Origin of the sequence: Dolichospermum sp. UHCC 0315A (genome assembly GCF_008121535.1) — a bacterium.
Classification (GTDB): Bacteria; Cyanobacteriota; Cyanobacteriia; order Cyanobacteriales; family Nostocaceae; genus Dolichospermum; species Dolichospermum lemmermannii.
Map to the genome: position 1 here is coordinate 3,174,004 of NZ_CP043056.1, position 26,277 is coordinate 3,200,280.

Below are 26,277 nucleotides of genomic sequence, written 5' to 3' on the forward strand. Positions count from 1 at the left end.
CTAAATATCACCAAAATTTTCCAGAACAGATGAAAATTCAGGTAAAAAAGCTAGTTGATTTCCACAGCAGTAGCGGCGTTGTTTTTTATTATTTTTAGCTACAACCGAAAAAGCCTATGTTACCCAAATCTAGCACTGATTTACTTGTTTCAGAAGCATCCGATAGCACCAGCATGGCGTTAGCCATAGATTTTGTCACCAGCGAGCCTTGGACGATAGAAACCTATGCTGAAAGTTTAATGGATGAACTTTTTAATGATATTGACAATATTTTAGATGGTCCAAGTAAGCGGAATCATCATATAGACAGAAGAGAATCTATACCTGTCCAACCCATGTCATTTAAAATGCCTGATGTGGTTTTGCCATCAACAGTTAATATGCCATTACAGTCCGCTTCACCTATTAAAAATATCCAAACTACAACACTGGTAGTTAATCCTCCATCTATCGGGGGAATTACTACCAAAAGTGAACCACAAATTAGTAGTTTAAGTAAAGTAATATTCATGGGATTAAGCTTAACTTTAGGGACGCTAGGGATGGTTTACTTAACTGAGTCTGGTTTATTAACTACAATAAATACTCAATTAACTTCCCAAAGTTGGCCAAATTCTCAAATATCATCACCTGTTTCTGTGACAACAGATCCTCAATTAGATTTAGTAAATTATATGTTGGCAGCCTTGACTTTAATAGAACAGCAGGGAACAACTAATGATAAAATAACTATTAAACCAGGATTTCCTGCTGGTAATATTAATCAAACAACTGCCGCACCTTTATTAAATACCCAACCTACTGCAACTTTGCCTTTACCTGTAGCAGCGAATAATGTACTACCTGCTACTAATCAGCCAAGTTACCCTAATGTGATTGAGCGTATATATATTCCAGTTTATCAGTCACCAGTGACCCAATATCAACTACCAACTGTTCCCCCAGTACCAACACCACCCAAATTACCTTCATCTTCTTCTTTAGCAGTTCAGAATTTTCCTATTAATGCTAACCAACCAGCAACTCAACCCATAGCAGAAACAACGCAGGTTAAGCCCAACCCAGTCGCAGTCAATGCTCTACCAGCAAAAGAACCTACTAACATAGTAGAACAGGTTTCTGTGCCTAGCTATTCCGCACAATTAGATGGATTATTGGAGTTAGGGAATAAATCCGTGGCTTTGTTTAAAGTGGATGGTATCAGTCACCGGATTAGTTTAGGTGAAAATATTGGTAATACAGGTTGGATATTAGTAGAAGTCAGTAACGGTGAAGCTATTATTCGTCGTAATGGTGAGGTGCGATCTATTTATACAGGACAAAAGCTTTAATTCTATAATTCTACTCTTGACTGAAAATCAGGTAGAATTTCCTAAGTTGAGTTACAATTAAAGATGTTCACACAAAAAAGCTGGAAGGATTTTAAGGTATTTGCAGGTGTATTTTGTGCTGTTGCTCTGACACCGTTTTTTGTAGTTAACACCTCTGCACAGGCCGCAGATACCGTTGTAATTCGCTATGGACCTTTGGAGGAATCTGTATCCTTAGAAGAGTTAAAAAAGTCTACAGAAACTGGCAAATTACCAGCTAGTTTGGGAACTTATACCAAGAGAATGACTGAAGAACAACGGCGCTTTTTGGTGGAGGGACTAAAAATCCGAATTCCCATAAATGTTATTACTTTAGATAGATTAATCAATACCCAAATTGGGACTACAATCCTTAGTGATGTCTCTACAGCTATTAGCCGTGGGGATCAAGCTGGATTACAAGCGATGAAAGGGGGATTAGTTTTAGGTGCTAATTCTCCACAGGGTTTATCTATACTGAGTTTTATAGCCGCATATCCCAGTCAACGTCTAGAAATTAATTTACCCCAGGCTCTAACTGTGGCGCGGAGTGTGAATGGTGCATTTATCCGCACTCAGCGGTTTATGTTTGGTCTTTCTCCCCAGGTTAACCCCAAAGATATCAAAGATATCAAAGTTGCTTCTTTAGACCCGACTCAAGGAGGAAGCGCGCAGGTACAGACACTCAAGTTAAGTTTTAGTGACGAAAAGCGTCAACGACAAATTCCCCTAGATGTTTATTTTTCTAGTGCTGTAAGTACAAATAAACCTATAATTGTCTTTTCTCATGGTCGGGGTTCAGTGAGGACTGACTTACGCTACTTAGCTGAACATTTAGCTTCTCATGGTTATGTCGTTGCAGCTTTAGAACATCCTGGTAGTAATGAAACTAGTTTTAAAGCAGTTAATCAAGGGAAAAAACAACTGGTTGCACCCCAGGAATTTTTAGACCGTCCCCGTGATGTCAGTTTTATTTTAGATGAATTGGAAAAACTTAACCAAACTGCGAATAGTCCCTTACAAGGAAAACTAGCAACTAATAACGTTATGGTTGTGGGTTATTCCTTTGGTGGGGGAACGGCTTTAGCATTAGCGGGAGGTGAATTACAAATCGAAAACCTGAAACAACGTTGTCAGCAAAATTTATCTACAGCTAACCTGGGAGAACGTGTCCAGTGTGCTGGTCAAGCATTACCAGAAAAGACTTATCAATTGAGAGATGGGAGAATTAAACAAGCGATCGCTCTTAATCCTACCACTTCTTTAATGTTTGGGGAAACTGGGTTAACAAAAGTACAAATTCCCACATTAATCCTCTCCAGTTCCGCAGATAAAATCACCCCACCATTAACTGAACAAGTTATCGGTTTTGCGAAAATCCCCTCTCCAAAATGGTTAGTAGCTGTGGTTGGTGGTTCTCATTTAAGTGTTGTAGATCCTAACCTCACGCCATATCAACAAGGAAAACTACCTATCTTGAATAAAGAAGTAACTGGAAAACAAGCTCAAGATGTGCGGAAATTCCTCAAAGGTGTTACCCTAGCAATGGCGGCACAGTTAACGCCTGAAGCTAGTCAATATGCTCCTTTTCTAACTTCTGACTACGCTCAAATTTCCTCAACTCGTCTATTTCCCTTGCGGATAGTGCGAGAACTTTCTCCTGAGATGATACAAGAAGCACAAGGTCCAGGTATGACAGCCAATAAATAATAGGTTAAAGGACGAGCAAATAAATAAAAAGGCTTGGAGGGTAAACCAAGCCCAACTTCACTCAGGGTAAAATATATAATCCATTCTACAGATTATTAATATGTTAATAATCCTTCTCAAGAGAGAATATTCAACATGATATTATATATTAATTATTTAATATTACAAATCATTAAACTTTAAGCATAAATAAACTTTCTTAATCTATATCTATAGGAAGATGAAATTTGCAACCCTCATGAGGATTTCCCTAATGAAAAAGATGATCGTTGCCTTCTTAATGATGCCGTCTTTATTCTTCTCGCTAGTACAAGAACAAGCATTAGCTCAAGACTGTATCCAAACAGTGTTACAGGGTGCGGCTACTACAGCTCTTGGTATTTATGAACAAAAGTGCCTTACACTTAATTATTCTGGAGGCGTAGTAAAAAAAGATGTCCAATACAACTGCTGTGGTCCATCTGCCACAATCCGCATCAACGCGAATGACTGGGAATTACTCAGAAAAGCTGGAAAACTAGATGGTCTGCGCTATCAAAAAGTGACAGTAGGTGATAATAGCCGGACAGTTGAGTTCAAAAAGATTACGAATGACACACCTTCATTAATCGACGGCAAAGATTTCTTTAAATAAGCCAGATGAACGAAAATTTTTAAACTTGATTTTTTTAGGGACATAACAATGTTGTGTCCCTAGTTTTTTGACTCACACTTGCACTTCCATAAGGATGCTTATTTATTTGTGTTAATCAATAAATTTTGGGTTGCGCTTTGCTTAACCCAACCTACGGTACTACGGTACTAGATACTTTTGGCACAATTGCCGAAAGTCTTCACCCCGCATTTCAAAGTTAGGATATTGGTCAAAACTAGCGCAAGCTGGAGATAATAATACCACTGAGGCTTGATATTTTTTCGCTAATTCCGCAGACATGGGTAAAGCATTTTCCATTGTCTCAACTATTTGATAATTACTATATCCCACCTCTTCCAGCCGTTTAGCAAATGCTGGTGCTGCATTCCCAATGAGTAAGACGGCGGCGGCTTTGGCTTGAATTTGAGCTAACCAAGCGGTATCATCTCCGGCTTTGGCTTCTCCACCGGCAATTAAAATGGCAGGACTTTGCACAGATGCTAAACCGACTTCGGCTGCGTCGTAATTGGTGGCTTTGCTATCGTTGATAAAATCAATTCCTTGCCAATTGCAGATATGTTCTAAGCGGTGGGGAACGCCAGGGAATTCACGGACAGCTTGAGAAATGGCGGTAATATCTATACCTGCTAATCTGGCGGCGGCGACGGACATGAGGAGATTTTGCTGGTTATGTTCCCCTACCATTCGCAATGCAGATACCTCTACAATGGGTTGGGGTGTGGTGGTAATTTTTTCGATTACCCAGCCATTTTCTATATAAAAGCCTTTTTCACCTATTAGAAATTTTTCACCTTTAACGCTTGTCCAATAGGCGTTTGGCCAATGATTTAATCCTAATTTGCTCAAATAAACATCATCACCATTAAATATTTGAATTTGGGAATTATGTAATAATTTGGCTTTGATATTATAGTAATTTTCTAATGTTTTGTGACGAGCTAAATGATCTGGGGTGAAGGTTGTCCAAATCCCAATACGAGGCGCTAAAGTTACAGAAGATTCAATTTGATAACTACTAAGTTCACCAATTATCCAATCTGGTTTTTTCGTAGATAAAGCAACTTCACAAGCAGCGTAACCAATGTTACCACAGGCGGGGGCGTTTAATCCTGCTGTTTGGAAAATAGCCGCAGTTAAAGCGGTGGTGGTGGTTTTACCATTTGTACCGGTAATTCCTACCCAGGGGATATCTTGTAAATGTCGCCAAGCTAGTTCCATTTCGCCAATAGTTTCTATGCCCAATTCTCGCGCTTTGGCTAGAATAGGAATATCCCAAGGAACTCCGGGACTGACAATTATTAACTTGGATATATCAGAATCGGTGAATTCTGGTGTGTTTCCTAATTTGACGGTAATGTGTTCGCTGGCGAGTTGTTGTTGTTGTTCGAGGAGGGTTGGGGAGGTGCTACTATCGCAAAGTTCAACCTCCCAGCCTTCCTGTTTCAACAATCTTGCCGCAGCAACACCGGATTTTCCGAATCCAATAATTAACGCTTCTGGCATAGACTGTATAAGCATCCCTGGTTAAGCTTCCCTATAGTAGCGTTAATTGGTGCAAATTACACAACTTTTTGTTGCTTTAGGCTACAAATTTTTGACTATCGCGCCAAAGTCAGCCAGTACACGGGCGTTATTTCGCAATAATCCCAGCAAATTTAGGCGATTTTGCTTAATATCGGAATTTGCGTCCATGACTAAAACGCTGTCTTCACCATCAAAAAATGTACCCACGGTAGGAGCGATTTTTGCTAGTGCGGTTACTAACAGTTGATAATCCCGATTTTGTTGTGCTGCTTGGGTTTGGGGAACTAGTTCCAGCAAAGCGTTATAAAATGCAGATTCGGATTTTTTCTGGAACAGTTCGGGATTAATTAAAGATTGTGGTTCTAGTGTTTGGAAGTCTAGATTTCCTTGTGCTGCGAGACGGGTGGAACGGTTGACAGTTTCGTAGATTTTATCTAATGTACCATCTTTGCGGATTTTTTGTAAATAGAGAGCGCGATCGCGGACATCTAATAAATCAGTTAATGCCCGTTCTGTATATTCGGGATCATTTTCTCCCAAAACTGCATTTACTAAATCGTAATCTATCTGTTTTTCGTCTTGTAATAAGGTGCGAATCCGTTGCAGGAAAAATTCTTGCAAGGTTTTAATTAAGGATTTGGCATCTTTATTAAAAGTTGTAGCAAAATCTGTGGCGATTTGTTCTAAAAGGGTTGATAAATTAATTTGCAAATTCGCCAACCAGGTAATATTAACAATCGCATTTGCCGCGCGACGCAATGCAAAAGGATCTGATGAACCGGAGGGAATTAAACCTAAACCAAAGATACTAGTTAATGTATCTAATCTATCAGCTAAACCGACAATTTGACCTGTGAGAGTTTGGGGGAAAATATCATCAACATTTCTGGGTAAATAATGCTCTAAAATTGCTTTTGCAACTTCTGGATTTTCACCATTCGCTAAGGCGTATTTTTGCCCCATAATTCCCTGTAATTCAGGAAACTCATAAACCATTTGCGTGACTAAATCGGCTTTACAAAGTAATGCAGCCCTTTGGATATTCTGGGTTTGGTTTGGATTTAGTTGTAATTGAGTAGTAATTTTTTCGGCATTTTTAACAACCCTTTCAACTTTGGCACGAACTGAACCTAAATCTTCTTGAAATGTGACTTTTTCTAATTGGGGTAAATAGCTTTCTAATGTTTTGGCTAAATCAGCTTCATAGAAAAATCTGCCGTCTGCTAACCGCGCTCGAATTACTCTAGCATTACCAACAGCAATAATATCAGATTTAGCGGGATCTCCGTTACTAATGGTGATGAAATTGGGTAATAATTCCTGACAATCAGCATTTTTGAAGACGGGAAAATAACGCTGATGACTTACCATAACTTCGGTAATTACTTCTTTTGGTAAGTTGAGAAATTCTTCTTCAAATTGGCCGATAACTGCGGTGGGATATTCAACTAAGTTGATTACTTCTGCTAGTAAATCGGGGTAAATTGGGGTATATCCGCCTAATTTTTCGGCGGCGGCTTTAACTTGATTTGTGATGATTTCGGCTCGGTTTTCTGGAGGTACATTCACATAACCGGAAGCCAAAGTTTTGACATATTCTGTAGCGTGGGAAATGCTGACGGGTTCGGGGTGTAATACTCTATGGGTGCGAGAAAGGCGATTACTCTTGACAACTTTTGCCCCATTTTCTAATTGTAATGGTAAAATCTCCTCATCTAATAATGTGACTAAAGTGCGAATTGGCCGGGAAAATCTCCCGTCACCATGTCCCCAGCGCATTAACCGCTTACCTTCTAAATTCCAGACCCATTGGGGGACAAGTTCGGTTAAAATATCCGCAATGGGACGACCGGGAATTTGTTTGTTCACAAAGACGAAATCCCCTTTGTCTGTGGGACGAATTTCTAAAGCGGAAATATCTACACCTTGCTTACTCGCAAAACCAATGGCGGCTTTAGTGGGTTGTCCATCTTTAAAAGCTGCTTGTGCGGGTGGTCCTTTAATTTCTTCTTCCCTATCTGCTTGTTGGGAAGGTAAACCAGTAATGAGAACTGCTAACCGTCGGGGTGTTCCATAGACTTCGACAACGGTATTGAGGAGATTGTGGGTCTCTAAGCTTTCGGGAATGCGCGATCGCCATTGTACAATAGCATCACTCAAAAAACCTGCGGGTAATTCTTCTGTACCGACCTCTAATAAAAATGCTGGCATAAGATACTGTTTTTAACTTGGCGTGGCTTAATATTAGTCAATTCCAGTATTGTACGTCAGTTCGAACTTTAATATCTCTTTTACCAGTCATAGCACTAATTTTATCTACAAACAATCTGCATTGTATCTATAGTTAATAACAAATATTCTTCATATGTCAACTTTTACAGCACTTTTAGACATTTATTGATACATCCTTTAATATTGTTTAATGAATATAAATAATAGTTTGGCATAACAAGTACCTAAGAGTAGGGGCGAAGCATTCGGGCGACCTGCTTGCAGCAGCGCTTCGCTATCAATTATTGGTTTTTCTCAAAGGATATTTTCCGAATGCTTCGCCCTTACTTTATTTTAAACCACTTAGTTATCCCGTCAGCTAAAATATTAGCCATTTTCTTCTGTGCTTGAGGATTAACTATTTCCTCAAATTCATCAGGACTACTCATAAAACCCAATTCCAATAATACCGCCGGTGCAGCACTAGGACGAGTCAGGGCTAAATTATTCCAAAATACACCGTAGGAAGGTTTACCAAGTTTTTTAACTACGTAATTTTGTAAAAATACTGCGAGGCTGTGTGATTGAGGATGATACCAAAAAGTACCAAAGCCTTTAGTTTTTTCCGCATCACCATTATCCGGTAAAGAGTTATGATGAATGGAAAGAGCGATCGCAGGTTCTTCTTTATTAATTATTTCCTGACGTTCGACTAATGAAACATCACGATCATCTTCTCTGGTCATCACTACTTTAGCACCGCGCTTCACCAACTCATCTCGCAGCAATTGAGAAATTATCAAATTCACATCTTTTTCTAAATACCCAGTTGGTCCACTAGCGCCAGATTCTTTACCTCCATGTCCTGGATCAAGTACAATTTTGATGCCAGATAAAGGTAGGCGTTTACTATTTTTAAGCTGGGGTGGATGACGTAAAGTTAAAACCAAAGTTGTATTGTCATACCTCAGCTTATAGCCCCACTGTTGGAGGTTTTTGAGGTTAAAAGTATATTTGATCTGTGTGGGGCTTACCTGTTGCCAATCTAGGCGAGAAATCAGGGGGTCATCATCTAGACGAATTGTGTCTGTTTGAGCAGTGGTATTGTAGAGGGTGAGAATAAAGGAGTTATTTCCCTGTTCCACACTCACCGGCACAGCACTTTCCAAAGGAAAACGCATCTCTGTCGCTTCAGCCAATTGCCGATAGCCGACACTCCGAATCACCGTCTGTGGTGCAACCGCACCTGATATAATTGTAGTTTCGTTGCTATTAATCCAAGCCCCATAGTCTAAGCGCAACCATTCACCTTCTTTTCCCGTAACACTTGCCATAGTTCCCTTTGGCAATGGTGTCAGTCGTGAATAATCGGTACTAGGTCCGGTGCGAGTAACGCCTGATTCTGATGCAATTTCCGCAACTGCTAATTGTGTGGGCGCGAGAATTTCGATTTTTCCTAAACCAGTTTGAGTTATTCTTTGATCATTCAGTTGTAAATTAAATTGAGGTTTTCCTAAATCAGCAGCATTTGCGACTGTTGTACAACCTTGGTATTTGGTAAGAATAGAAAGATTAGGCTGATTTAACCCCGTCAAAACACTTGAATTTGGAGGTAATTGTGCAAGTGAAGGCTGGGGTAAAAGGGCAATATTTTGATTTACCAGATTAACCGAGACAGTAGCTTGAGGTGGTGCAACTGCACTAAAACAAATTAATTCTCCTGGTAATCTGGCAATATCGACAGCAGGAGTCAAGGAATCCTTAGCAAAGCCTAACCCTTGAGGTAACTCAGGTTGAGTAGATACCCTGATGATCTTAATCTCTCGTTCTTGATTTTGGTAACGAACTTTAAATATATTTTCTCCTAACTGTAAGGGAAAACTGGGGGAAAAATGCCCGGCTTTGCTACGGTTAACGAGCTTACCATTAATTAAAACTTGCCCGTCGGGGGGCGCTGTACCGATAAAAAATATTTTTTCTGTGCTGGTTTGGTAGTTTGTCGGGGGAAAAACTACTAAAAGTGGTTCTTGTGCTAATGCAACTGAGGAGGTGACTAAAAAATTAAATAATACTAATCCTAAGAGTTTTTTCATGGACAAACACAGAAAATTTCAGAATAGGGACTGTGGCACAATGGCCAAGATGGAGTCAAACATAAATGATGTGGAAATGGCAATACATTGGCCAAAAAGGTTGGGACGTGGAGTTATTGGGCAAAATTCATCCTCCAAACAAGCCTCGAAAATCGTCTACACAAATTCTCCTGCGGGAGCAAAATCTATATTTAGAAGTTGCTAGAAATTGAAAATACTATGACTAAGTTTATCTTTGTGACTGGGGGCGTGGTTTCCAGTATTGGTAAGGGAATTGTAGCAGCAAGTTTGGGACGTTTGCTCAAATCACGGGATTATTCGGTTTCGATTCTCAAGCTCGATCCCTATATTAACGTTGATCCAGGGACAATGAGTCCTTTTCAGCATGGGGAAGTTTTTGTCACCCAAGACGGTGCAGAAACAGATTTGGATTTGGGACATTACGAACGGTTTACTGATACTTCTATGTCTCGGTTAAACAGTGTTACTACTGGCTTGATTTATCAGTCAGTTATTAACAAGGAACGCCGAGGCGACTATAATGGCGGTACTGTTCAGGTAATTCCGCACATTACCAATGAGATTAAAGAGCGAATTCTCAGAGTTGCTAAAGAAACTAATCCCTCCGCCGTAATTACGGAAATTGGCGGAACTGTGGGTGATATTGAATCACTACCTTTTCTAGAAGCAATTCGTCAACTGCGAAAGGAAGTAGGAAAGCGTAATGTGTTGTATATGCACGTTACTTTGTTGCCTTGGATTGCTGCGGCGGGAGAAATGAAAACTAAGCCTACTCAACATTCTGTGAAAGAATTGAGATCAATTGGCATTCAACCAGATATTTTAGTATGTCGGAGCGATCGCCCCATTCCGGTCGGCTTGAAACAAAAGTTATCAGAGTTTTGTGATGTCCCTGTAGAATGTGTTATTACCAGTCCAGATGCTCGCAGTATTTATGAAGTTCCAGTAATTTTAGAACGGGAAGGATTAGCTGAACAAGTTCTTAACTTACTACAAATGGAACAGCGTCAACCCAATATGACCCAATGGGAAAACATGGTAGAGCGGATGTATAATCCTAAATATACCGTCGAAATTGCTATTGTTGGTAAATATGTGCGGTTAGGTGATGCCTATCTGTCTGTAGTCGAGTCTTTACGTCATGCGGCTATTGCGACTCATGGTGATTTGCGTCTGCGGTGGATAAACTCGGAAGTTTTGGAAAATGAACCACCGGAAAACTATCTTGCAGGTGTTGATGGTATCATTGTTCCGGGCGGTTTTGGTAGTCGGGGCATAGATGGGAAAATTGCGGCGATTAAATACGCCCGCGATCGCCAAATTCCCTTTTTAGGTTTATGCTTAGGAATGCAGTGTTCCGTGATTGAATGGGCGAGAAATGTCGAAGGCTTATCTAATGCCAATAGCGCCGAATTTGACCCATATACAGACAATCCGGTTATTAACCTCTTGCCAGAACAACAGGATGTAGTAGATTTAGGCGGGACAATGCGCTTAGGACTTTATCCTTGTCGGGTACTTCCCAATAGCCTAGCTTTCCAACTTTATCAAGAAGAAGTCATTTATGAACGCCACCGTCACCGTTACGAGTTCAATAATGTCTATCGTAGTCAGTTATTAGATTCTGGTTATTTGGTGAGTGGCACATCTCCAGATGGTAGATTAGTGGAAATTATTGAATATCCCAAACATCCTTTCTTTATCGCTTGTCAATTTCATCCTGAATTTCAATCTCGCCCCAACGCACCTCATCCTTTATTCAAAGGATTTATGACCGCTGCAATTTCTCAATTTCATTCGACAACTACCACACCCAAGCCTGTACAAGTTTCTTAGTTGTCAGTTGTCGGTAGGGGCGAAGCATTTGGAAGATGAATTATCGGTCATTGCCAAAAATAGTTCTGCAAATGCTTCGCCCTTACAGTTGTCGGTTGTCGGTAGGGGCGAAGCATTTGGAAGATAAATTATCGGTCATTGCCAAAAATAGTTCTCCAAATGCTTCGCCCGTACAGTGCGAAGCATTTGGAAGATAAATTATCGGTCATTGCCAAAAATAGTTCTGCAAATGCTTCGCCCGTACGGTTGTCGGTTTTCCCCATTACCAATTACCTATTCCCAATGCTAACTTAGCAGCGCCTACCATTCCCGCTGTATTTCCTAATTCTGCGGGGAGAATTTGCAAACCTGCACGGGAAGTTGGTAAAACTCGTTTTTCGATTTCTGCTGTTAATGCAGGTAAGAAAAATTCAAAACTCCCACTGACACCACCACCAATAATAATTGCTTGGGGTGTCAGCACATAGAGTAAACTGGTTAAACCAATTCCTAAGTCTCTACCATATTCTTGCCAAAAAGTCAAGGCTTCTATATCTCCAGCTTGGGCAAGTGCGCCTAATTCTGCTGGTTCTTTGCCTGTGCGGCGACGAATGGCAGAAATACAAGTATACTGTTCTAATGAGCCTTGATTGCCACTATTACACATTGGTCCATCAGGATTTAAGGTAATTAAACCTAATTCTGCTGCTGCACCTTGATGTCCGACAAATAATTTACCATCAAGAATAATTGCCCCACCAACGCCAGTCCCCAAAGTTAGTAAAATCAAATTGGGGAAATTTCGGCCTGCACCTAACCAAGCTTCTCCTAAACCTGCACAGTTAGCATCATTAGCCAAAATTGTCGGTTTACCGGTTTTGGCTTCTAACCAATCTGCTAAGGGGACATCATGCCATCCTACTAGATTAATGGCAACTTTCGCAATTCTTCCCGCAGCATCAGCAGGACCAGGAGTACCTAAACCGATAGCGACACTTTCATTATTGGGGTCAATTTGTGATATTGCATCTACTATTGTCAATAATACAGCCTCTGGTGTTGCGGGTTGGGGAGTATCCACAGATAAAGATTGCAAACAATTACCATCTGCTGTGAACCGACCAAGTTTAATCGCAGTTCCCCCTAAATCAATACCAATTACTTGCTGCATAATTTTAATTTATTTTATTTTTACTGTTGACACTCCCCGGTCTAAAGACGCGGGGATTCTACATTCACAGACTCGCCGTTAGACGACAGGTTTGCACCAATCGCCCAAGAGGGCAAATCTCCTGTAGCGTAGCTTCCGGTATGCCCTACCGTAGTTAATCCTAATCTTAGGATGTTGATACTGGCGTTAATATCTCTATCTTCTACGAACCCACAATGATGACAATTATGGGTTCTAGTTGATAGGGATTTTTTGACTTTTTGACCACAATTAGCACAATTTTGAGAAGTATTATGGGGAGGAACAGCAACTGTTGCCTTCCCATATTTGAGTCCAAAATATTCTAACCATTGCCGAAAAGTTGCCCAGCCAGCATCAGAAATTGATTTAGCTAAATGTCGGTTTCTCGCCATGCCTTTAATATTTAAGTCTTCATAGGCTACCAAATCGTTAGATTGGATCACGGAATACGCTAATCTCTTGCAATATTCTTTTCGCTGCCTACTTACTCTTAAATGTTTACGGGCATACCTATTTTTAGCTTTTATATAGTTCTTGGATTGTGGTTGTTTAGCTTTCTTTTTATCTCTACTGAACTTCTTGGATTTTTTGCGATTAGCTCGACTTAATTGCTTTTCTGACTTTCTATAGAATTGTGGAGCAGGCTCTACATTACCTTTTGAATCGGCAATGAAATATTTTAAGCCCACATCTAAGCCAACTATTTGATTCGTTGGTTGAGATTCAATTCTAATTTTGACATCAATTGCAAATTGGGCATAATATCCATCAGCCCGACGGACTAAACGAACTCGCTTAATTTGTTTGATGTCATAGAAATTAAGATCATAAGTACCTTTTAATTTCAGAGTACCTATACCTTTTTTATCAGAAAAAGTAATTGCTTTTCTGGTTTCAGATAACTTCCAGCCGCTAACCTTATATTCAACTGAACGGCAATTCTTTTTGAATTTTGGAAATCCCTTTTTACCCTTAACTTTCTTTTTACAATTATCGTAAAACCGAGCTATTGCACTCCAAGAACGCTCCGCAGCAGATTGTCTTGCCATTGAATTAAGTTCATCAGCGAAAGGAAATTCAGATGCCAAAATCGCGCAATATTTATTGAGATCATATTTCGTCGCACCTTTGTTATCCATCCAATATCTTAAACATTTATTTTGGATGAACTGAGATGCACGAATAGCCTCATCTATTGCGCGATATTGCTTATCTTTTCCTTTGACTTTGAACTCGTAAATTATCATGGTTTCGACCTAAACACCACGAAGCTATGCTAACGCACGGAACATAATCTTGTCAACAGGAAAAATTTTCTGTGGAGGCTGAAGCCTCTATCTGGCTTTCATCCCTTGCCTAAAGGACAGTTGAGTTTTTCCGCCACGCTCCAAAACTCAACTTCAAGGGTTTTCAGCCTAGTCTCTTATAATTTGCACGTTGACAATGGGGTGTAAATTATTATGTGCCTGTTGCCAATTTGCGATTGGCGCACCTTTTAAAATACCAGATAAGGCTAGAGAAACCATAAATCCACCTGTAGCAGCCGCAATTAAAGTAATATTATCGTTCACAAAACTCTCTCAGTAATAATTAAATTTTTGTTGGTTGACAACTAACAACTGTACGGGCGAAGCATTTGGAGAACTATTTTTGGCAATGACCGATAATTTATCTTCCAAATGCTTCGCCCCTACTGAGAGGTTGTTTGAAAAGTATTATATCAAATCGGTAATCTCCAAAAACCTAACCCCCCTACCCCCCTTCCCTGCAAGGGAATGGGGGTTTTAAAGCCTCTCCCCTTGCAGGGGAGAGGTTTGGAGAGGGGTCAGTCTATACATTCAAAACTTTTCAAACACCCTCTGACAACTAACAACTGTACGGGCGAAGCATTTGGAGAACTATTTTTGGCAATGACCGATAATTTATCTTCCAAATGCTTCGCCCCTACTGACAACTGACTATTGCCTATTTTCTCTTCTTAGACGAGGATTGACAAATTCATTCAACCCCTCACCAAGTAGTGATAACCCTACCACCAAAGTTGTCATTGCTAAACCAGGAAACAGGGTAGTCCACCAAATGCCTGTAGGTAGTGCTTCTAGAGCTTGTTTTAAATCATATCCCCATTCTGGCACGTCTTCGGGTAATCCTAACCCTAAAAATCCTAACCCGCCTAAAACTAAGATGGCATCTGCGGCGTTGAGGGTAAAGAGGACGGGGACGCTTTGAATAACATTGAAAAATAGATACCTTGATAAGACAACCCAGGTAGAAGCACCCATGGCTTGTGCAGCTTCTATATATACTTCAGTTTTGACGCTGACAGTGTGGTTACGGACAACGCGATAATATTGGGGAACGTAAGCTATACTAATAGCGATCGCTGCATTTAAGATTCCTCGTCCCACGACAAAAGCCAATGTTACTGACAGTAACAAGCCTGGTAAAGTATAAATACTATCCATAAGAAATAATAGGGCTTTATCCAATTTTCCCCCCAAATAACCGCTGACCATGCCCAAAGGTACACCGATAATCATGCTCAATGATGTCGCTAAAGTCACAACTTGCAGCGCGGCTTGTACACCAAACACACTGCGAGAAAAGACATCATAACCCAAACGGCTTGTGCCAAACCAATGTTTGGCCGAAGGTGGTTCATGAATAGGGTTAGAGAGAAACTCTCTGGGATTTTGCAACCATCCCCAACTTTGGAAAACAGGAGCAAAAAAGGCTAAGAAGATGAAAAATAGGGTCATACCAATCCCAATTAGCATTAATCGCTGGGATAGGCTCGGATTTTTCGTAAATTTCCAGAAATTTGGTAATTGCTTTTTTATAATCGTCATGGGGAAATTCAGAACTGGGTATATTCAACTCGTTCCCAGTCTCTGACTGGGAATGTAGATGTGAGGCTCTGCCTCGAATCAAGTATAGTAGAGCCACAGCTTTTTGGAGTCTATTCCCCGGTAGAGCTAGGGAACGAGGGATAGTAGCCATGTCTATTTTCAGCTTTTAGATAGTGAAAGTACGTCTATATAAGGATTTTAGCCTATTTTTAACCCCCAGTTAGAACTGTTGAACAGATGGGGAAAAAAGTTTTTTCCTGGAAGTGATATGAAATTGATCGGAATGGGGTAAGTTATTTCCATCAAGAAACGAACAATACTCCAAATCAAGGAAAAATACCATGAAAACCGAACTAAAAGCCAAATTCATCCAACAAATCCTCAGCAAAAAGAAAGATAGCGAAGGTTTCACCCTTATTGAACTGTTAGTTGTTATTATCATCATCGGTATTCTATCCGCTATTGCTCTACCTTCTTTCCTCAGCCAAGCAGCAAAAGCTAAACAAACGGAAGCGAAAAACTTTGTTGGTGCAGTCAACAGAGCGCAACAAGCTCACCGTATGGAAAATATAAACTTTGCTACCGATACCGCGGCGCTGCAAATTGGTCTTACTACGAGTGAATACTATGGTTATACAATTCCTGCTGCAACTACAGGCGCAAGTTCTACTGTTTTTAACGCAGCACCTATACTGAATGAACAAGGCACTCTTAGAGCTTATGCTGGTAATGTTACTGTTCTCTCATCTGGGCAAACAGCCACTGCTGCTTGTATGACAACCGGAGTTTCTGGCACTGCTCCCACATTTACCCTGACTACTAACGCTGCGGCCTCCTGTGCAACTGGTGTCATCATGAAATAAAGTTGAATGCTTTATTTTTGTGAATGATATAGGATTTTTTTGTCGGATTTTTTCACATCTTGTGGGGGTTAACTGTGTTAATCCCTGCTTTTGATGTTGATTTATGTTTCTAAGAGGATGTTTTAAAAGTTTTTAATGTGTAAACAGACCCCTCTCCAAACCTCTCCCCTACCAGGGGAGAGGCTTTAAAACCCCCCATTCCCTTGTAGGGAAGGGGGGGAGGGGGGTTAGGTTTTTGGAGATTATGGGTTTCATATAATACTTTTGAAACAACCTCTAACGGACAAAACTAATATTAATTTAGACTTGTGTATTCATCCTTTCAAAGTTTTCAATGATTACCACCAACTTAAATAATCAAATTTCTGCTAATCCAAGCTTATTAAGCATTCAAGAATATGAACAAAATATTACAGAGAATCCCCAGGAAGTTACTAATTATTGGTATTTAGGACTAGCTTTGTTATTAGCAGGAAGAGAAGAAGAAGCGCAGATAGTCTGGATGACTCCACTGCTAGAATTTGGAGAGGAAGAATCGGAACAATGGCTACTGCAATTAACAGAAGTTTTATTCAATGCTGCCCAACAACAGGAAACAGATTCTCAATGTCAACTGGCTTGGGTAATTCGTCAACACATTAGAGAATTTGTCCCTGGTGATATTAATAATCTTTTAAAAATAATTGAACTAAATATTGATTTAAAGATTGAGGATTTGCAAACAAATGTTAATCAATTAATTGCCATTATATCCGAACTAATAGAACCCCCTATTTTTGATGAGAAATTATTAGTGCAAGTGATTGAGAAGTTGCTTCGTCCTAACCCAGTTAATCCTCCTGCGTTTATAGATAAATTAGTAGAAGCCTTTATACCCTATTTAATAAATTCTGAAACTATTATTCAATTATTGATACATAAAGCTGATGCCTATAGTCATTTTTTCGACTACCAGATGTCACTTTATTTTGCGAAAATTGCCTACAACCTAAGACCCAATAATTTAGCTTGTCTTGGCAAAATTATTTTTTCTCTGCAAAGTCTATCAGGATCTTATAATAAAGAGTCTATTGATTGGGCAAACAAATATTTAGAAATTGCTCAAGAACCAATTGATAAAATTCTCGGTACTCACTTCTTACTAACAGGATTTTTACAGTCTCTTGATTATCCAGAACAAGCGGTTCAGATTTACCAACAATATAAACAACTTTTATCTGATCTCGTTAACAATCAAACAGAAAGCAAAAGTTTGATTGAGATATTAGCCATGGGTCACCTTTTCTTATACATGGAAGATAATCCCCATGAAAATAGATTAATTCGTAATGGATTAGCTGCTTTATGTCAAAAAATGATCTGGAAAGAGTATTCTCAAGAGATTAACATTTATCAACAGCGTTTGAATACACCTCGTCCTGCTTTGAGTGAGCGTCCTTTAAGAATCGGCTATGTATCAGAGTGTTTTATTTCTCATTCTGTCGGTTATCTAGCTTGGTGGTTATTAAAATATCATAATCGCCAAGAATTTGATATTCATTTATATTCTTTAAGGGAGAGAATTTACGATCCACAACAACAAGCTTATCAAAACGAATTTGGTGATCATTTTCATCAATTATGCCCGCCCATAGTGACAATTGCAGATAAAATAAATGAAGATGAAATAGATATTTTAGTTGATTTAGATAGTTTAACTTCCTATAGTAATTGTGTTATTTTAGCTTTGAAACCCGCACCGATTCAAGTTAGTTGGTTAGGGTATGATGCTACTGGTTTCCCCAAGGTTGATTATTTTATTGCTGATAACTATGTTTTACCAGAATCAGCACAGGATTATTATACAGAAAAGATTTGGCGACTCCCGCAAAATTATATTGGTATTGATGGCTTTACTGTGGGAACACCAACTATCAGTAGAGAATCTTTAGATATTCCTAATGATGGGATTATTTATTTTAGTTCTCAAACTGGATTAAAACGTAATCCCGATAATATCCGGTTACAAATGCAAATTATCAAACAAGTTCCTAATAGTTATTTTCTGCTGAAAAGTTTTCGCAGCAATCATGAAGATCTGCAAAATTTTATTGCTCCCCTTGCTGAAGCCGAAGGACTTGATTTAGAATGTTTTAGGTTTTTACCCTCTGCACCTACAGACATGGAACACCGCGCCAATTTAGCCATTGCAGATATCGTCTTAGATACCTATCCCTATAATGGTGCAACCACAACCCTAGAAACATTATGGATGGGTATACCTATAGTGACAAGAGTGGGGGAACAATTTGCAGCCCGGAACAGCTATACAATGATGATGAATGTGGGTGTAACTGAAGGTTTAGCTTGGAGTGATGAAGAGTATGTCGAGTGGGGTGTGAGGTTGGGTAAGGATGAGAAATTAAGACAAGAAATTGTGTGGAAATTGCGAAAGTCAAGACAAACATCACCGCTATGGAATGGTCAGAAATTTGCGCGGGAAATGGAAAATGCTTATCAGCAAATGTGGCAAAAGTATGTTGATAGCAGAAAATAAGTAGGTTGGGTTGACGCAAGGAAACCCAACATTTATGGTAACTTTGATTATAATGAGGAATATAAGAGGGTGTTTGAAAAGTTATGGTTGATGTATCAAATATTTTTTACCCCACCCTAACCCTCCCCTTGTAAAGGGGAGGGAACTGGATTTTTATTGTTTCCCCCTTTTACAAGGGGAAAGGGGGGTAGGAATGTGATGAAAATTACGGAATACCACTTTTCAAACATCCTCTAAGGAGAAAATTACCATCTCTGTAATATTTTACTATAAATAGGTGTAAAAATGGAAACGACAAGTAGAAAACAGGTTTTATTGAAAGCAATTTATGAAAGATTAGAACAAGTTTATGAAGACACATTGGAAGATGTTTTAGAACTGTTAAATATTTCTGATCGTGAAGATGCGGAGGATATCGCAGATGCGGTTGCTGAATTAGAAGACGCAAAGGTAAACGGTACAATATCCTGGGAAGATTACCAGAAAGAATTGCATTTTATTAATAAATGTGGTTAAGATCAAACATCGTAGTGATGCTTATCGTCAAAAATAGCTTAGAGGTTGTTTGAAAAGTATTATATCAAATCGGTAATCTCCAAAAACCTAACCCCCCTACCCCCCTTCCCTGCAAGGGAATGGGGGTTTTAAAGCCTCTCCCCTTGCAGGGGAGAGGTTTGGAGAGGGGTCAGTCTATACATTCAAAACTTTTCAAACACCCTCTTAGTTTAATTAATCAAAGTTCTAACAGTAAATAAAATTCTAGCAAAAATTAAAACATTCGTCCAAAAAACCTATCAAGATAATTTAGATCAAGTTATCTTGTTTGGTTCTCGCGCTAGAGGTGATCATCATGCTGATTCTGATGTAGATATTTTAATTGTTTTAAAAAAACCGTTTAACTATTCTCAAGAAATCGAAAAAACTAGCATTTTTATTTCTGAACTATCCTTAGAATGTGACTTAGTTATTTCTCGTGTTTTTGCTGAAACTAAAGATTTTAATTCTAAAAATACTCCTTTTTTTATGAATGTCAGAAAGGAGGGGATAATTTTATGAATGATGAACAGAAATTGTTATGAGGTACATATTTAGCGGGCAAGATGCCCGCACTACAAGAAATTTTTGGGTATTTTTTTAATTGGAAGTCCCTTATATTAAACATAACACAAAATCAACTACAACAACTGTATGAGATTGACGATTATCTTTGGTTAGAAGAAACCATTACAGCGGTTTCCGCTCTTATGAGGTACAAAGTTGAATCATGAAACTCTTGTAGTGCGGGCATCTTGCCCGCTAGATATGTACCTCATAACACCGGGAAGTGCTGTAAATAGTTGAGGTAATTGAATTGGAAATTTTTGATAGTCCATGATTACTAGCTGAGATTTTGAATACACCACCAAACACTTGTAAAATATTCCCTCAAAGTTGATTAATTAAGTTATCTATTTGATAACTTTTTAACTTGCTAACTGGTGCTTGTGCTAAGACTATTTTATCTTCATGATCCAAAATCACTCTGCCATAAATTTGAGGTAATAAAGATTGCCATTGCATATCCCCTAGTTTACCTACCAGAGAAATATCTATGGTATCGCTAATATCTAAATCTTCCATTAACAGATTCATAGCTACACTAGATAAAAACATTTCTGCATCTTCAATAGCAATATTACCTGTGTGGATAATCAGAGTAATTTTTTTCTTTTTAGAATGATTTGCTAAAATTTGAATAACTTGCTGTAATTCCCAGCCTAAATCGTCTTCATCTACTGACCAATCTGGGAAAATCACTATATTAATTTCTTGTAATTTCAAGTCATTTATAAGGTTGCTGTTTTGGTATTTTTCTGAATTAAAATATCCATACCAATCTTGCGATAATTTATTTAAGACAGAGATAACATGAGGTTTTCCATGAAATCCAAAGGTGTTTTCCCAAGAGAAGTTTTCAATTTCTTCTATGGGTTGTTCAAAACTAAATTTAATAGCAACTTCTAAAGGTGCAAATTTAATACCTTGATCTTTAAACCAGTCATAAAAATAATGACAGATAATCAAATCTTCTGATAAAGACGTGGTTTTTATATGATCAAAATCTAATTGTGAAGATAATTCTAGTAACTTTTTACTTCTTAAAGAAAAACCACCATTTCCTACCCTATTTTTAGTTAAGTCAAGTATATCTACAGTTTTACCTTCAGAATTAACCAAATGAGATTGTTTGCGCCAAGGTGCGCTAACATAATCATAATTTAAAAATTCCTCTGACCACAACTGAGGATTGATAATAAAACCATCTCCCTGTGTAACTAAGCAAAATTCAGTCTCTATAAATGAATTAAGCTCTTTGATTATAAATCTGCTATATTCAACTAAACTCTTGATAGGATGAATTTTAATAATTTCTAATTGGGGAAAAAGTTCGAGGTATTTTTGATCAATTTCCTCAGATGTAAAGAATAATATTCTATTAAAGTTTGCGTTTAAATTGGAAATTACTAAACTTAGTAACGTAAGTTCTATGTCTACGGAAGATATGGTGACTAGAGTTGTATTTTGGAGATTGATTTTATTTGTATTTTTATCCAGTAAATGAATAGTATTATTCAATAATTCTGTGATATTAATAGCCTGTTGTGTTTTAGCCAAAGCTTTATATTCCTCTAGTGAATTTGCTTTGAATAAATTAAATTGTGGTAATTTATCATCATCAGTTTCTATGGGGGTTCTTAATTGCCAGGTATTCATAAAATTTTGCTTTTGAAAAACGTAATCTCAATATTTGCAATACTCACATTAAAAGGAAAATTTGCCGGTCATTGATGTCTTTGGTTTATAATGATTTGGATACTTTTCAATTACTAACACACTATCATAGAAATGAAGTCCAGTACAAGTTTTTGTTAAATGAGATGGTGTTAGTTCGTGATCTTGTGAATGCCAAGCATTAAGTTGATCAATAAAATTTTTAGCATACTCAATGAAAGTACATTCTTTTTTATAGCCACCACCATATCCTGACCAGTAGCTTGTATGTAAATCTTCAACTAAATATATTCCTCTTTCTTGAACTGCCGGGTATAATTCTTCAAACGAACATATTTGTTGTTCCATTGTATGACCACCATCGTCAATAATAATATCAACTGTTCCTATTGTATTTCTTACATATTGCAGAAAATCTCTATCTGTCTGACTACCAATAAAAATTTTAATGCGATCTTCCTCTAATTCTTGACATCTTGGGTCAATATCAATTCCGTAAATATGTGCCGCTTCACCAAAATAATTTTTCCACATCTGTAATGAACCACCGTGAAATACACCAATTTCCAAGATTTTTACAGGTGATTTTCTAAAACGAGAAAAATGATTGTGGTAAATATCAAAATAGTGATGCCATTTGTGGATTAATCTCCCTTGATTTTGACAAAAGTATTGCCAAAGGGGATTATCATTACCTGAATTTGGCCTAATGATGATATTGTGATCAAGTAAATTAGTAATATTTTCGACTTGCTGCAATATTGAGATTTTATTTCTGTTTATCTCAATAGTTTTATTATTCAATTCTTCTAAAGTCCAACAAGGTAATTCTAATCCTATTTGATTAATAAATTCTTTGTTTTCACTTTCTAAAATAATTCTAGAGTGTAAAATTGGCAATAAGCCTTTATATTCTTCTCGTGAATTTGTTTTGAATAAATTAAATTGTGGTAATTTATCGTCATCAGTTTCTATATTTCCTTGATAACAAAGATTAAGTAAAACATCTGCTAATAAGAAGTTCGCATCTTCTAAATTGGTATTTTGGATATCAATAAGTAAGGCAATATCACTATTATTAGGGTGATCAATAATGGACTGACATACATTTAGTAATTGTGCAAATATTACTTCTATAGATTGACTCCAATCTGGGAAGATGATAAAATTAATATTTTTAAAATTCAGTTGATAGTTGTTTTCTTCTGATTTTATAGCTTTTAATACAGCATGAACTTGAATAACTTGATTTCCCGAATTTTTCTCATCAATGCTAACAATACTAAATTCCCCTTTAAAACCATAATGACTTTGACAAAGTGCTAAATAAGGAGGAAATTCTTGGCAATAATACATAAAGGAATTAATATTCCAAAAACTGACATGGGTAGGATCTTGAAATGCCCCTCTGCCATCAGTTGATGGTACACTAATGTCAACTATTCCATCTGGCTTTAATATTCTCCAGATTTCATTCATTGTGTGGATTCTATCAGGCAGATGCCCAATAATATCATGTGCTTTGATAAAATCAACACTATTATCTGGAAATGGAAAATGTCCATTCAAATTAGCAATAACATCTACACCATCAGCAGCAACTAAATCTACACCTATAAAACCTTCAGCTTTATGAGTTCCACATCCTAAATCTATACAAATTAGTTTCGATGAAGCTGATAAGTTAGAATTATCCATAATGTCAATTTCTTTTTTTATATTATCAAGTTGTTGTTGATCTGTCTGGATGTAATTTTACCAGTTTTTCCATGAGTGCGATCGCTTGCTTAACCCCCTAACCCCCTCAATTACCCCTACCTATATATAGAGAGTACCCACAATTTCCAAAAATCTATCACTTTCTGGATATAGTAATGTTAATTTTCACAGATCTTTACAATTGACATGAAAATGTCAGTATCAATCCCTTGACTCCTGCTATAATCTATCCATATTTTATGATACAATTATTAACAAGTATCCAAGTGATTTTAGAAACGCAATTGATTCTTCTCTACATACTCACCGCAGTCACCGCTTCCATAATTTGTATTTGAGGAATAAAAACTATGACAACTACATTACAAAAAGCTATTGTACCAAATAATCATTTAATTCTTACAGGAATTACTTGGGAAAAATTTGAGCAAATAGAAACCACCTTTCAAGATATTGAGGGGATAAGATTTATTTATTTAGATGAAGAATTAGAAATTATTATGAATTTAGGACAAGAACATGAATATTACAAAAGAACAATTAGTTTATTGTTAGAAGCATACTGTAGAGAAAAAAGAGTTAGATTTTATGCTAGAGGTAGTGCCACTTTAGGAAATAAAAATATAACTGGACGTAAAGAACCTGATGAATCCTATATTTTTCATAGTAAAAAAGACATTCCCGATTTAATTATTGAGGTAATTTTTACCAGTGGAAATATAAAAATATTAGAAATATATAAACGAATTGGTATTCCTGAAGTTTGGGTTTGGGAAGATGGATTATTAAAAATCTATGCTTTAGAAAATGGTGAATATAATCAGGTTAATCAAAGTCAATTATTACCAGATTTAGATGTACAAGTGTTAAATCAGTATATTGACTACCATGATCAATATGATGGAGTCACAGAATTTATTAATTACTTAAAAACTCAATAAATAACCTGTTCAAAACTTTATTAATTTTTTAACAACCTGGGTTCAACAATGCTCATTGGTGTCAACTTAACGTAAAACCCATAAGAGGTTGTTTGAAAAGTATCAGATGAAACCCATAATCTCCAAAAACCTAACCCCCCTGCCCCCCTTCCCTACCAGGGAATGGGGTTTTCAAAGCCTCTCCCCGCGTCGGGGAGAGGTTTGGAGAGGGGTCAATTTATACATTCAAAACTTTTCAAACATCCTCTAACCCGCCTGGGAATTAATTCCCAGTCTAATAGTTCAAGTCCGTTAAAACGGACTAATAAACTTTTCTAAGAGGTTGTTTGAAAAGTATTATATGAAACCCATAATCTCCAAAAACCTAACCCCCCTCCCCCCCTTCCCTACAAGGGAATGGGGGTTTTAAAGCCTCTCCCCTGGTAGGGGAGAGGTTTGGAGAGGGGTCTGTTTACACATTAAAAACTTTTAAAACATCCTCTAATATTTAGTCATCTTTAGATGACTTTCGCTATTAGCAAGGAACTTGAGTTCCTTGCGGGATAGAGGTTTTACATCATATCAGATTACTCAATCATCAAATTCAACGCCTAATTCTCGCAATTTCGCTGCTAATTTATCAGCCCGTTGTTTTTCCTGTTCAGCCCGTTGTTTTTCCTGTTCTGCCCGTTGTTTTTCTTGTTCAGCTTGTTCTTCTCCTGTTAACAAGAAATTTCCTGCTAAATCCCACCACCTTAACCAAGGTAACTCGACATTTTTATATGTTCCTTGCCAAATTCCTAATTCAACACCCATTTTTTCAATCACATAATGACCCCTTGCATTAGGTGGCATCAGGTGATATTGTCCTTCGATTAAATGATATAATTCTAATAATGATTTCTTTTCTTCATAAATACCGTAAAAAGGTACTCTAATCGCTTTTTCATAAACCCAAAATTTTCCTTGATATGGAGTTTCGTCCCTTTCTTCTCTACCATTACCTGATACAAATTCAATGACAATTAGGGGAGCAACTAATTCTTGCCACATCACATAAGAACGGCGCATTTGACCATTTAGAGCCGGTGGCACATCAGGAACATAAAACCAATCTGGCGCTTCTGCACCTCGTTCTGGTGGTTCTGTAATCCGCCAATAAATACCGCTATCTTGTCCTATGCAAAATTGCTTATCTGGATGAATTGCTTGTAATTTTGACCAGATAGATTCTGTTAACAGAATACTTTGAGGATGTTCTTGAAAATTTTTCACGAAATTTCCATCTTCACAGGGTAATTGAGTATGATCTGGTAACTGTGTTGAAGGAGCAAGTTTCAGGGTGTCCATAATTTTCCATTTTGGAAGAATATGTTTGGTGTTAGCTAAGAGGGTGTTTGAAAAGTCTTAGGTTGTGATTTTAGGCACTTACAGATCCCCCCTAACCCCCCTTAGCAAGGGGGGAACTAGAGTCAAAGTCCCCCTTTTTAAGGGGGATTTAGGGGGATCTAAAAATATTCGATACACCATAAGGGACTTTTCAAACACCCTCTAAGACGAGATATAGTTTTATATCTCATCAAACTACATTATAAACAATTATGATATAAGTTTTACTCTCCCATTTTCTTCTTGACATCTGCCAGCACAGTTTTATAATCCTGTCTATCTGGATGTAATTTTATTAACTTCTCAATTAGGACAATCCCTCCCTGATTATCCCCCGACCTTAACCGCATAATGGACAACTTCTCTAAAGCTGTTTGATTATTTGGTTCACGCTGCAAAACTAACTCATACCCCTTAATCTGTTTTTGCAACTCAGTTTCAGCCGATTGAACTACTGCTTGCTTAGGTTTTTCCCAAGCCTGTTTGATGGTATTAACCCCTCCAAACAACATTGAACCACCAAATGAAACCATTCCAATATATGTAACAATTCTTTTCTTTCGCTCAATCTGCTTACCGCGCTGAACTAAGTAATCATTCCCTAAATTAGCCATACTTCAAAAATTGCTGTTATCCAAATTGCAGCATCACTCCTACGA

General features: G+C 37.8%; 24 protein-coding genes. 12 read left to right on the forward strand and 12 right to left on the reverse strand.

Annotated elements, in window-relative coordinates:
* Positions 1–116 precede the first annotated feature (116 nt).
* The 3 genes from BMF77_RS15420 (at position 117) to BMF77_RS15430 (ending at position 3,693) form a co-directional block, all read left to right on the forward strand.
* The gene (locus BMF77_RS15420) at positions 117–1,331 is read left to right on the forward strand and encodes a hypothetical protein (protein WP_148763962.1); all 1,215 of its coding nucleotides are present in this window, start codon (positions 117–119) and stop codon (positions 1,329–1,331) included.
* Between the two features lie 63 nt (positions 1,332–1,394).
* A complete protein-coding gene (locus BMF77_RS15425) occupies positions 1,395–3,059 on the forward strand; it encodes an alpha/beta hydrolase (RefSeq protein WP_148763964.1) in 1,665 nt (554 codons plus the stop codon).
* A 253-nt stretch (positions 3,060–3,312) separates the two neighbouring features.
* Entirely contained in the window at positions 3,313–3,693 is a 381-nt protein-coding gene (locus tag BMF77_RS15430) for a hypothetical protein (protein WP_148767013.1), read from the forward strand.
* Between the two features lie 159 nt (positions 3,694–3,852).
* Here BMF77_RS15430 and murD read toward each other — a convergent pair whose 3' ends face one another.
* The 3 genes from murD to BMF77_RS15445 all read right to left on the reverse strand — a co-directional run bounded on the left by murD (position 3,853) and on the right by BMF77_RS15445 (position 9,542).
* Positions 3,853–5,217, reverse strand: coding sequence for a UDP-N-acetylmuramoyl-L-alanine--D-glutamate ligase (gene murD / locus BMF77_RS15435; protein WP_148763966.1), 1,365 nt, complete (start codon positions 5,215–5,217; stop codon positions 3,853–3,855).
* An 81-nt stretch (positions 5,218–5,298) separates the two neighbouring features.
* On the reverse strand, positions 5,299–7,449 hold the full coding sequence (gene glyS, locus BMF77_RS15440; protein ID WP_148763968.1) for a glycine--tRNA ligase subunit beta: 2,151 nt from the start codon (positions 7,447–7,449) through the stop codon (positions 5,299–5,301).
* Positions 7,450–7,793: 344 nt separating this feature from the next.
* Entirely contained in the window at positions 7,794–9,542 is a 1,749-nt protein-coding gene (locus tag BMF77_RS15445; protein ID WP_148763970.1) for an N-acetylmuramoyl-L-alanine amidase, read from the reverse strand.
* Positions 9,543–9,607: 65 nt separating this feature from the next.
* On the opposite strand from BMF77_RS15445, the gene BMF77_RS26785 reads away from it, so the two are divergent.
* From BMF77_RS26785 to BMF77_RS28685, 4 genes are all read left to right on the forward strand, one after another.
* A complete protein-coding gene (locus tag BMF77_RS26785; RefSeq protein ID WP_158310523.1) occupies positions 9,608–9,754 on the forward strand; it encodes a hypothetical protein in 147 nt (48 codons plus the stop codon).
* Positions 9,755–9,761: 7 nt separating this feature from the next.
* Positions 9,762–11,399 carry a CTP synthase gene (locus BMF77_RS15450; protein WP_148763972.1) on the forward strand — a complete coding sequence of 546 codons (1,638 nt, stop codon included), beginning with the start codon at positions 9,762–9,764 and terminating at the stop codon, positions 11,397–11,399.
* A 71-nt stretch (positions 11,400–11,470) separates the two neighbouring features.
* Positions 11,471–11,596: a hypothetical protein gene (locus BMF77_RS28680; protein ID WP_256370308.1), complete on the forward strand. Its 126-nt coding sequence runs from the start codon at positions 11,471–11,473 to the stop codon at positions 11,594–11,596.
* Complete coding sequence (locus BMF77_RS28685) at positions 11,559–11,693, forward strand: hypothetical protein (RefSeq protein ID WP_256370309.1); 135 nt, start codon at positions 11,559–11,561, stop codon at positions 11,691–11,693. Before BMF77_RS28680 ends, BMF77_RS28685 begins: the two co-directional genes overlap by 38 nt.
* Here the strand turns inward: BMF77_RS28685 and BMF77_RS15460 are convergent.
* The 5 genes from BMF77_RS15460 to BMF77_RS15470 all read right to left on the reverse strand — a co-directional run bounded on the left by BMF77_RS15460 (position 11,662) and on the right by BMF77_RS15470 (position 15,419).
* Complete coding sequence (locus BMF77_RS15460; RefSeq protein WP_148763974.1) at positions 11,662–12,549, reverse strand: ROK family protein; 888 nt, start codon at positions 12,547–12,549, stop codon at positions 11,662–11,664. The two genes, BMF77_RS28685 and BMF77_RS15460, sit on opposite strands and share 32 nt — an antisense overlap.
* 41 nt (positions 12,550–12,590) lie before the next feature.
* A complete protein-coding gene (locus BMF77_RS15465; protein ID WP_148763976.1) occupies positions 12,591–13,817 on the reverse strand; it encodes an RNA-guided endonuclease TnpB family protein in 1,227 nt (408 codons plus the stop codon).
* A gap of 168 nt (positions 13,818–13,985) precedes the next feature.
* Entirely contained in the window at positions 13,986–14,141 is a 156-nt protein-coding gene (locus BMF77_RS26790) for a hypothetical protein (protein WP_168204445.1), read from the reverse strand.
* 254 nt (positions 14,142–14,395) lie between these two features.
* Entirely contained in the window at positions 14,396–14,524 is a 129-nt protein-coding gene (locus BMF77_RS28690) for a hypothetical protein (protein WP_256370310.1), read from the reverse strand.
* A 4-nt stretch (positions 14,525–14,528) separates the two neighbouring features.
* A complete protein-coding gene (locus BMF77_RS15470) occupies positions 14,529–15,419 on the reverse strand; it encodes an ABC transporter permease (protein ID WP_148763978.1) in 891 nt (296 codons plus the stop codon).
* A gap of 341 nt (positions 15,420–15,760) precedes the next feature.
* Here BMF77_RS15470 and BMF77_RS15475 point away from each other — a divergent pair, with 341 nt between their 5' ends.
* The 4 genes from BMF77_RS15475 (at position 15,761) to BMF77_RS15490 (ending at position 19,874) form a co-directional block, all read left to right on the forward strand.
* On the forward strand, positions 15,761–16,282 hold the full coding sequence (locus BMF77_RS15475) for a type IV pilin-like G/H family protein (RefSeq protein ID WP_148763980.1): 522 nt from the start codon (positions 15,761–15,763) through the stop codon (positions 16,280–16,282).
* Positions 16,283–16,616: 334 nt separating this feature from the next.
* Complete coding sequence (locus tag BMF77_RS15480; RefSeq protein WP_210422205.1) at positions 16,617–18,818, forward strand: hypothetical protein; 2,202 nt, start codon at positions 16,617–16,619, stop codon at positions 18,816–18,818.
* 285 nt (positions 18,819–19,103) lie between these two features.
* The gene (locus BMF77_RS15485) at positions 19,104–19,334 is read left to right on the forward strand and encodes a M13 family metallopeptidase (protein WP_148763982.1); all 231 of its coding nucleotides are present in this window, start codon (positions 19,104–19,106) and stop codon (positions 19,332–19,334) included.
* 303 nt (positions 19,335–19,637) lie between these two features.
* Entirely contained in the window at positions 19,638–19,874 is a 237-nt protein-coding gene (locus BMF77_RS15490; protein ID WP_246862934.1) for a nucleotidyltransferase domain-containing protein, read from the forward strand.
* Positions 19,875–20,243: 369 nt separating this feature from the next.
* Here BMF77_RS15490 and BMF77_RS15500 read toward each other — a convergent pair whose 3' ends face one another.
* Together BMF77_RS15500 and BMF77_RS27365 are read right to left on the reverse strand one after the other, a co-directional pair.
* Positions 20,244–21,572, reverse strand: a complete 1,329-nt coding sequence (locus tag BMF77_RS15500) for a DUF5672 family protein (RefSeq protein WP_148763986.1) — start codon at positions 21,570–21,572, stop codon at positions 20,244–20,246.
* Between the two features lie 48 nt (positions 21,573–21,620).
* Positions 21,621–23,288 carry a methyltransferase domain-containing protein gene (locus BMF77_RS27365; RefSeq protein WP_210422206.1) on the reverse strand — a complete coding sequence of 556 codons (1,668 nt, stop codon included), beginning with the start codon at positions 23,286–23,288 and terminating at the stop codon, positions 21,621–21,623.
* A gap of 371 nt (positions 23,289–23,659) precedes the next feature.
* Between BMF77_RS27365 and BMF77_RS15515 the strand changes: the two genes are divergently transcribed.
* The gene (locus BMF77_RS15515) at positions 23,660–24,250 is read left to right on the forward strand and encodes a Uma2 family endonuclease (protein WP_148763988.1); all 591 of its coding nucleotides are present in this window, start codon (positions 23,660–23,662) and stop codon (positions 24,248–24,250) included.
* Positions 24,251–24,820: 570 nt separating this feature from the next.
* On the opposite strand, the gene BMF77_RS15520 is transcribed toward BMF77_RS15515, so the two are convergent.
* Together BMF77_RS15520 and BMF77_RS15525 are read right to left on the reverse strand one after the other, a co-directional pair.
* On the reverse strand, positions 24,821–25,579 hold the full coding sequence (locus tag BMF77_RS15520) for a Uma2 family endonuclease (RefSeq protein WP_148763990.1): 759 nt from the start codon (positions 25,577–25,579) through the stop codon (positions 24,821–24,823).
* 263 nt (positions 25,580–25,842) lie between these two features.
* Positions 25,843–26,232 (reverse strand): M48 family metallopeptidase, encoded by a 390-nt coding sequence (locus BMF77_RS15525; protein ID WP_148763992.1) that lies wholly within the window; start codon positions 26,230–26,232, stop codon positions 25,843–25,845.
* Positions 26,233–26,277 lie beyond the last annotated feature (45 nt).

Excerpts from the sequence above, each read along its gene's own strand:
- BMF77_RS15420 (WP_148763962.1), top strand. The coding sequence starts at position 117 with ATGTTACCCAAATCTAGCACTGATTTACTTGTTTCAGAAGCATCCGAT.
- BMF77_RS26785 (WP_158310523.1), top strand. The coding sequence starts at position 9,608 with ATGATGTGGAAATGGCAATACATTGGCCAAAAAGGTTGGGACGTGGAG.
- BMF77_RS15520 (WP_148763990.1), bottom strand. The coding sequence starts at position 25,579 with ATGGACACCCTGAAACTTGCTCCTTCAACACAGTTACCAGATCATACT.
- BMF77_RS15450 (WP_148763972.1), top strand. The coding sequence starts at position 9,762 with ATGACTAAGTTTATCTTTGTGACTGGGGGCGTGGTTTCCAGTATTGGT.
- glyS (WP_148763968.1), bottom strand. The coding sequence starts at position 7,449 with ATGCCAGCATTTTTATTAGAGGTCGGTACAGAAGAATTACCCGCAGGT.
- BMF77_RS15480 (WP_210422205.1), top strand. The coding sequence starts at position 16,617 with ATGATTACCACCAACTTAAATAATCAAATTTCTGCTAATCCAAGCTTA.
- BMF77_RS15430 (WP_148767013.1), top strand. The coding sequence starts at position 3,313 with ATGAAAAAGATGATCGTTGCCTTCTTAATGATGCCGTCTTTATTCTTC.
- BMF77_RS15515 (WP_148763988.1), top strand. The coding sequence starts at position 23,660 with ATGACAACTACATTACAAAAAGCTATTGTACCAAATAATCATTTAATT.
- BMF77_RS15465 (WP_148763976.1), bottom strand. The coding sequence starts at position 13,817 with ATGATAATTTACGAGTTCAAAGTCAAAGGAAAAGATAAGCAATATCGC.
- murD (WP_148763966.1), bottom strand. The coding sequence starts at position 5,217 with ATGCCAGAAGCGTTAATTATTGGATTCGGAAAATCCGGTGTTGCTGCG.
- BMF77_RS27365 (WP_210422206.1), bottom strand. The coding sequence starts at position 23,288 with ATGGATAATTCTAACTTATCAGCTTCATCGAAACTAATTTGTATAGAT.
- BMF77_RS15445 (WP_148763970.1), bottom strand. The coding sequence starts at position 9,542 with ATGAAAAAACTCTTAGGATTAGTATTATTTAATTTTTTAGTCACCTCC.
- BMF77_RS15525 (WP_148763992.1), bottom strand. The coding sequence starts at position 26,232 with ATGGCTAATTTAGGGAATGATTACTTAGTTCAGCGCGGTAAGCAGATT.
- BMF77_RS28680 (WP_256370308.1), top strand. The coding sequence starts at position 11,471 with ATGCTTCGCCCTTACAGTTGTCGGTTGTCGGTAGGGGCGAAGCATTTG.
- BMF77_RS15470 (WP_148763978.1), bottom strand. The coding sequence starts at position 15,419 with ATGACGATTATAAAAAAGCAATTACCAAATTTCTGGAAATTTACGAAA.
- BMF77_RS15460 (WP_148763974.1), bottom strand. The coding sequence starts at position 12,549 with ATGCAGCAAGTAATTGGTATTGATTTAGGGGGAACTGCGATTAAACTT.
- BMF77_RS15500 (WP_148763986.1), bottom strand. The coding sequence starts at position 21,572 with ATGAATACCTGGCAATTAAGAACCCCCATAGAAACTGATGATGATAAA.
- BMF77_RS28685 (WP_256370309.1), top strand. The coding sequence starts at position 11,559 with ATGCTTCGCCCGTACAGTGCGAAGCATTTGGAAGATAAATTATCGGTC.
- BMF77_RS15475 (WP_148763980.1), top strand. The coding sequence starts at position 15,761 with ATGAAAACCGAACTAAAAGCCAAATTCATCCAACAAATCCTCAGCAAA.
- BMF77_RS15425 (WP_148763964.1), top strand. The coding sequence starts at position 1,395 with ATGTTCACACAAAAAAGCTGGAAGGATTTTAAGGTATTTGCAGGTGTA.
- BMF77_RS15485 (WP_148763982.1), top strand. The coding sequence starts at position 19,104 with ATGGAAACGACAAGTAGAAAACAGGTTTTATTGAAAGCAATTTATGAA.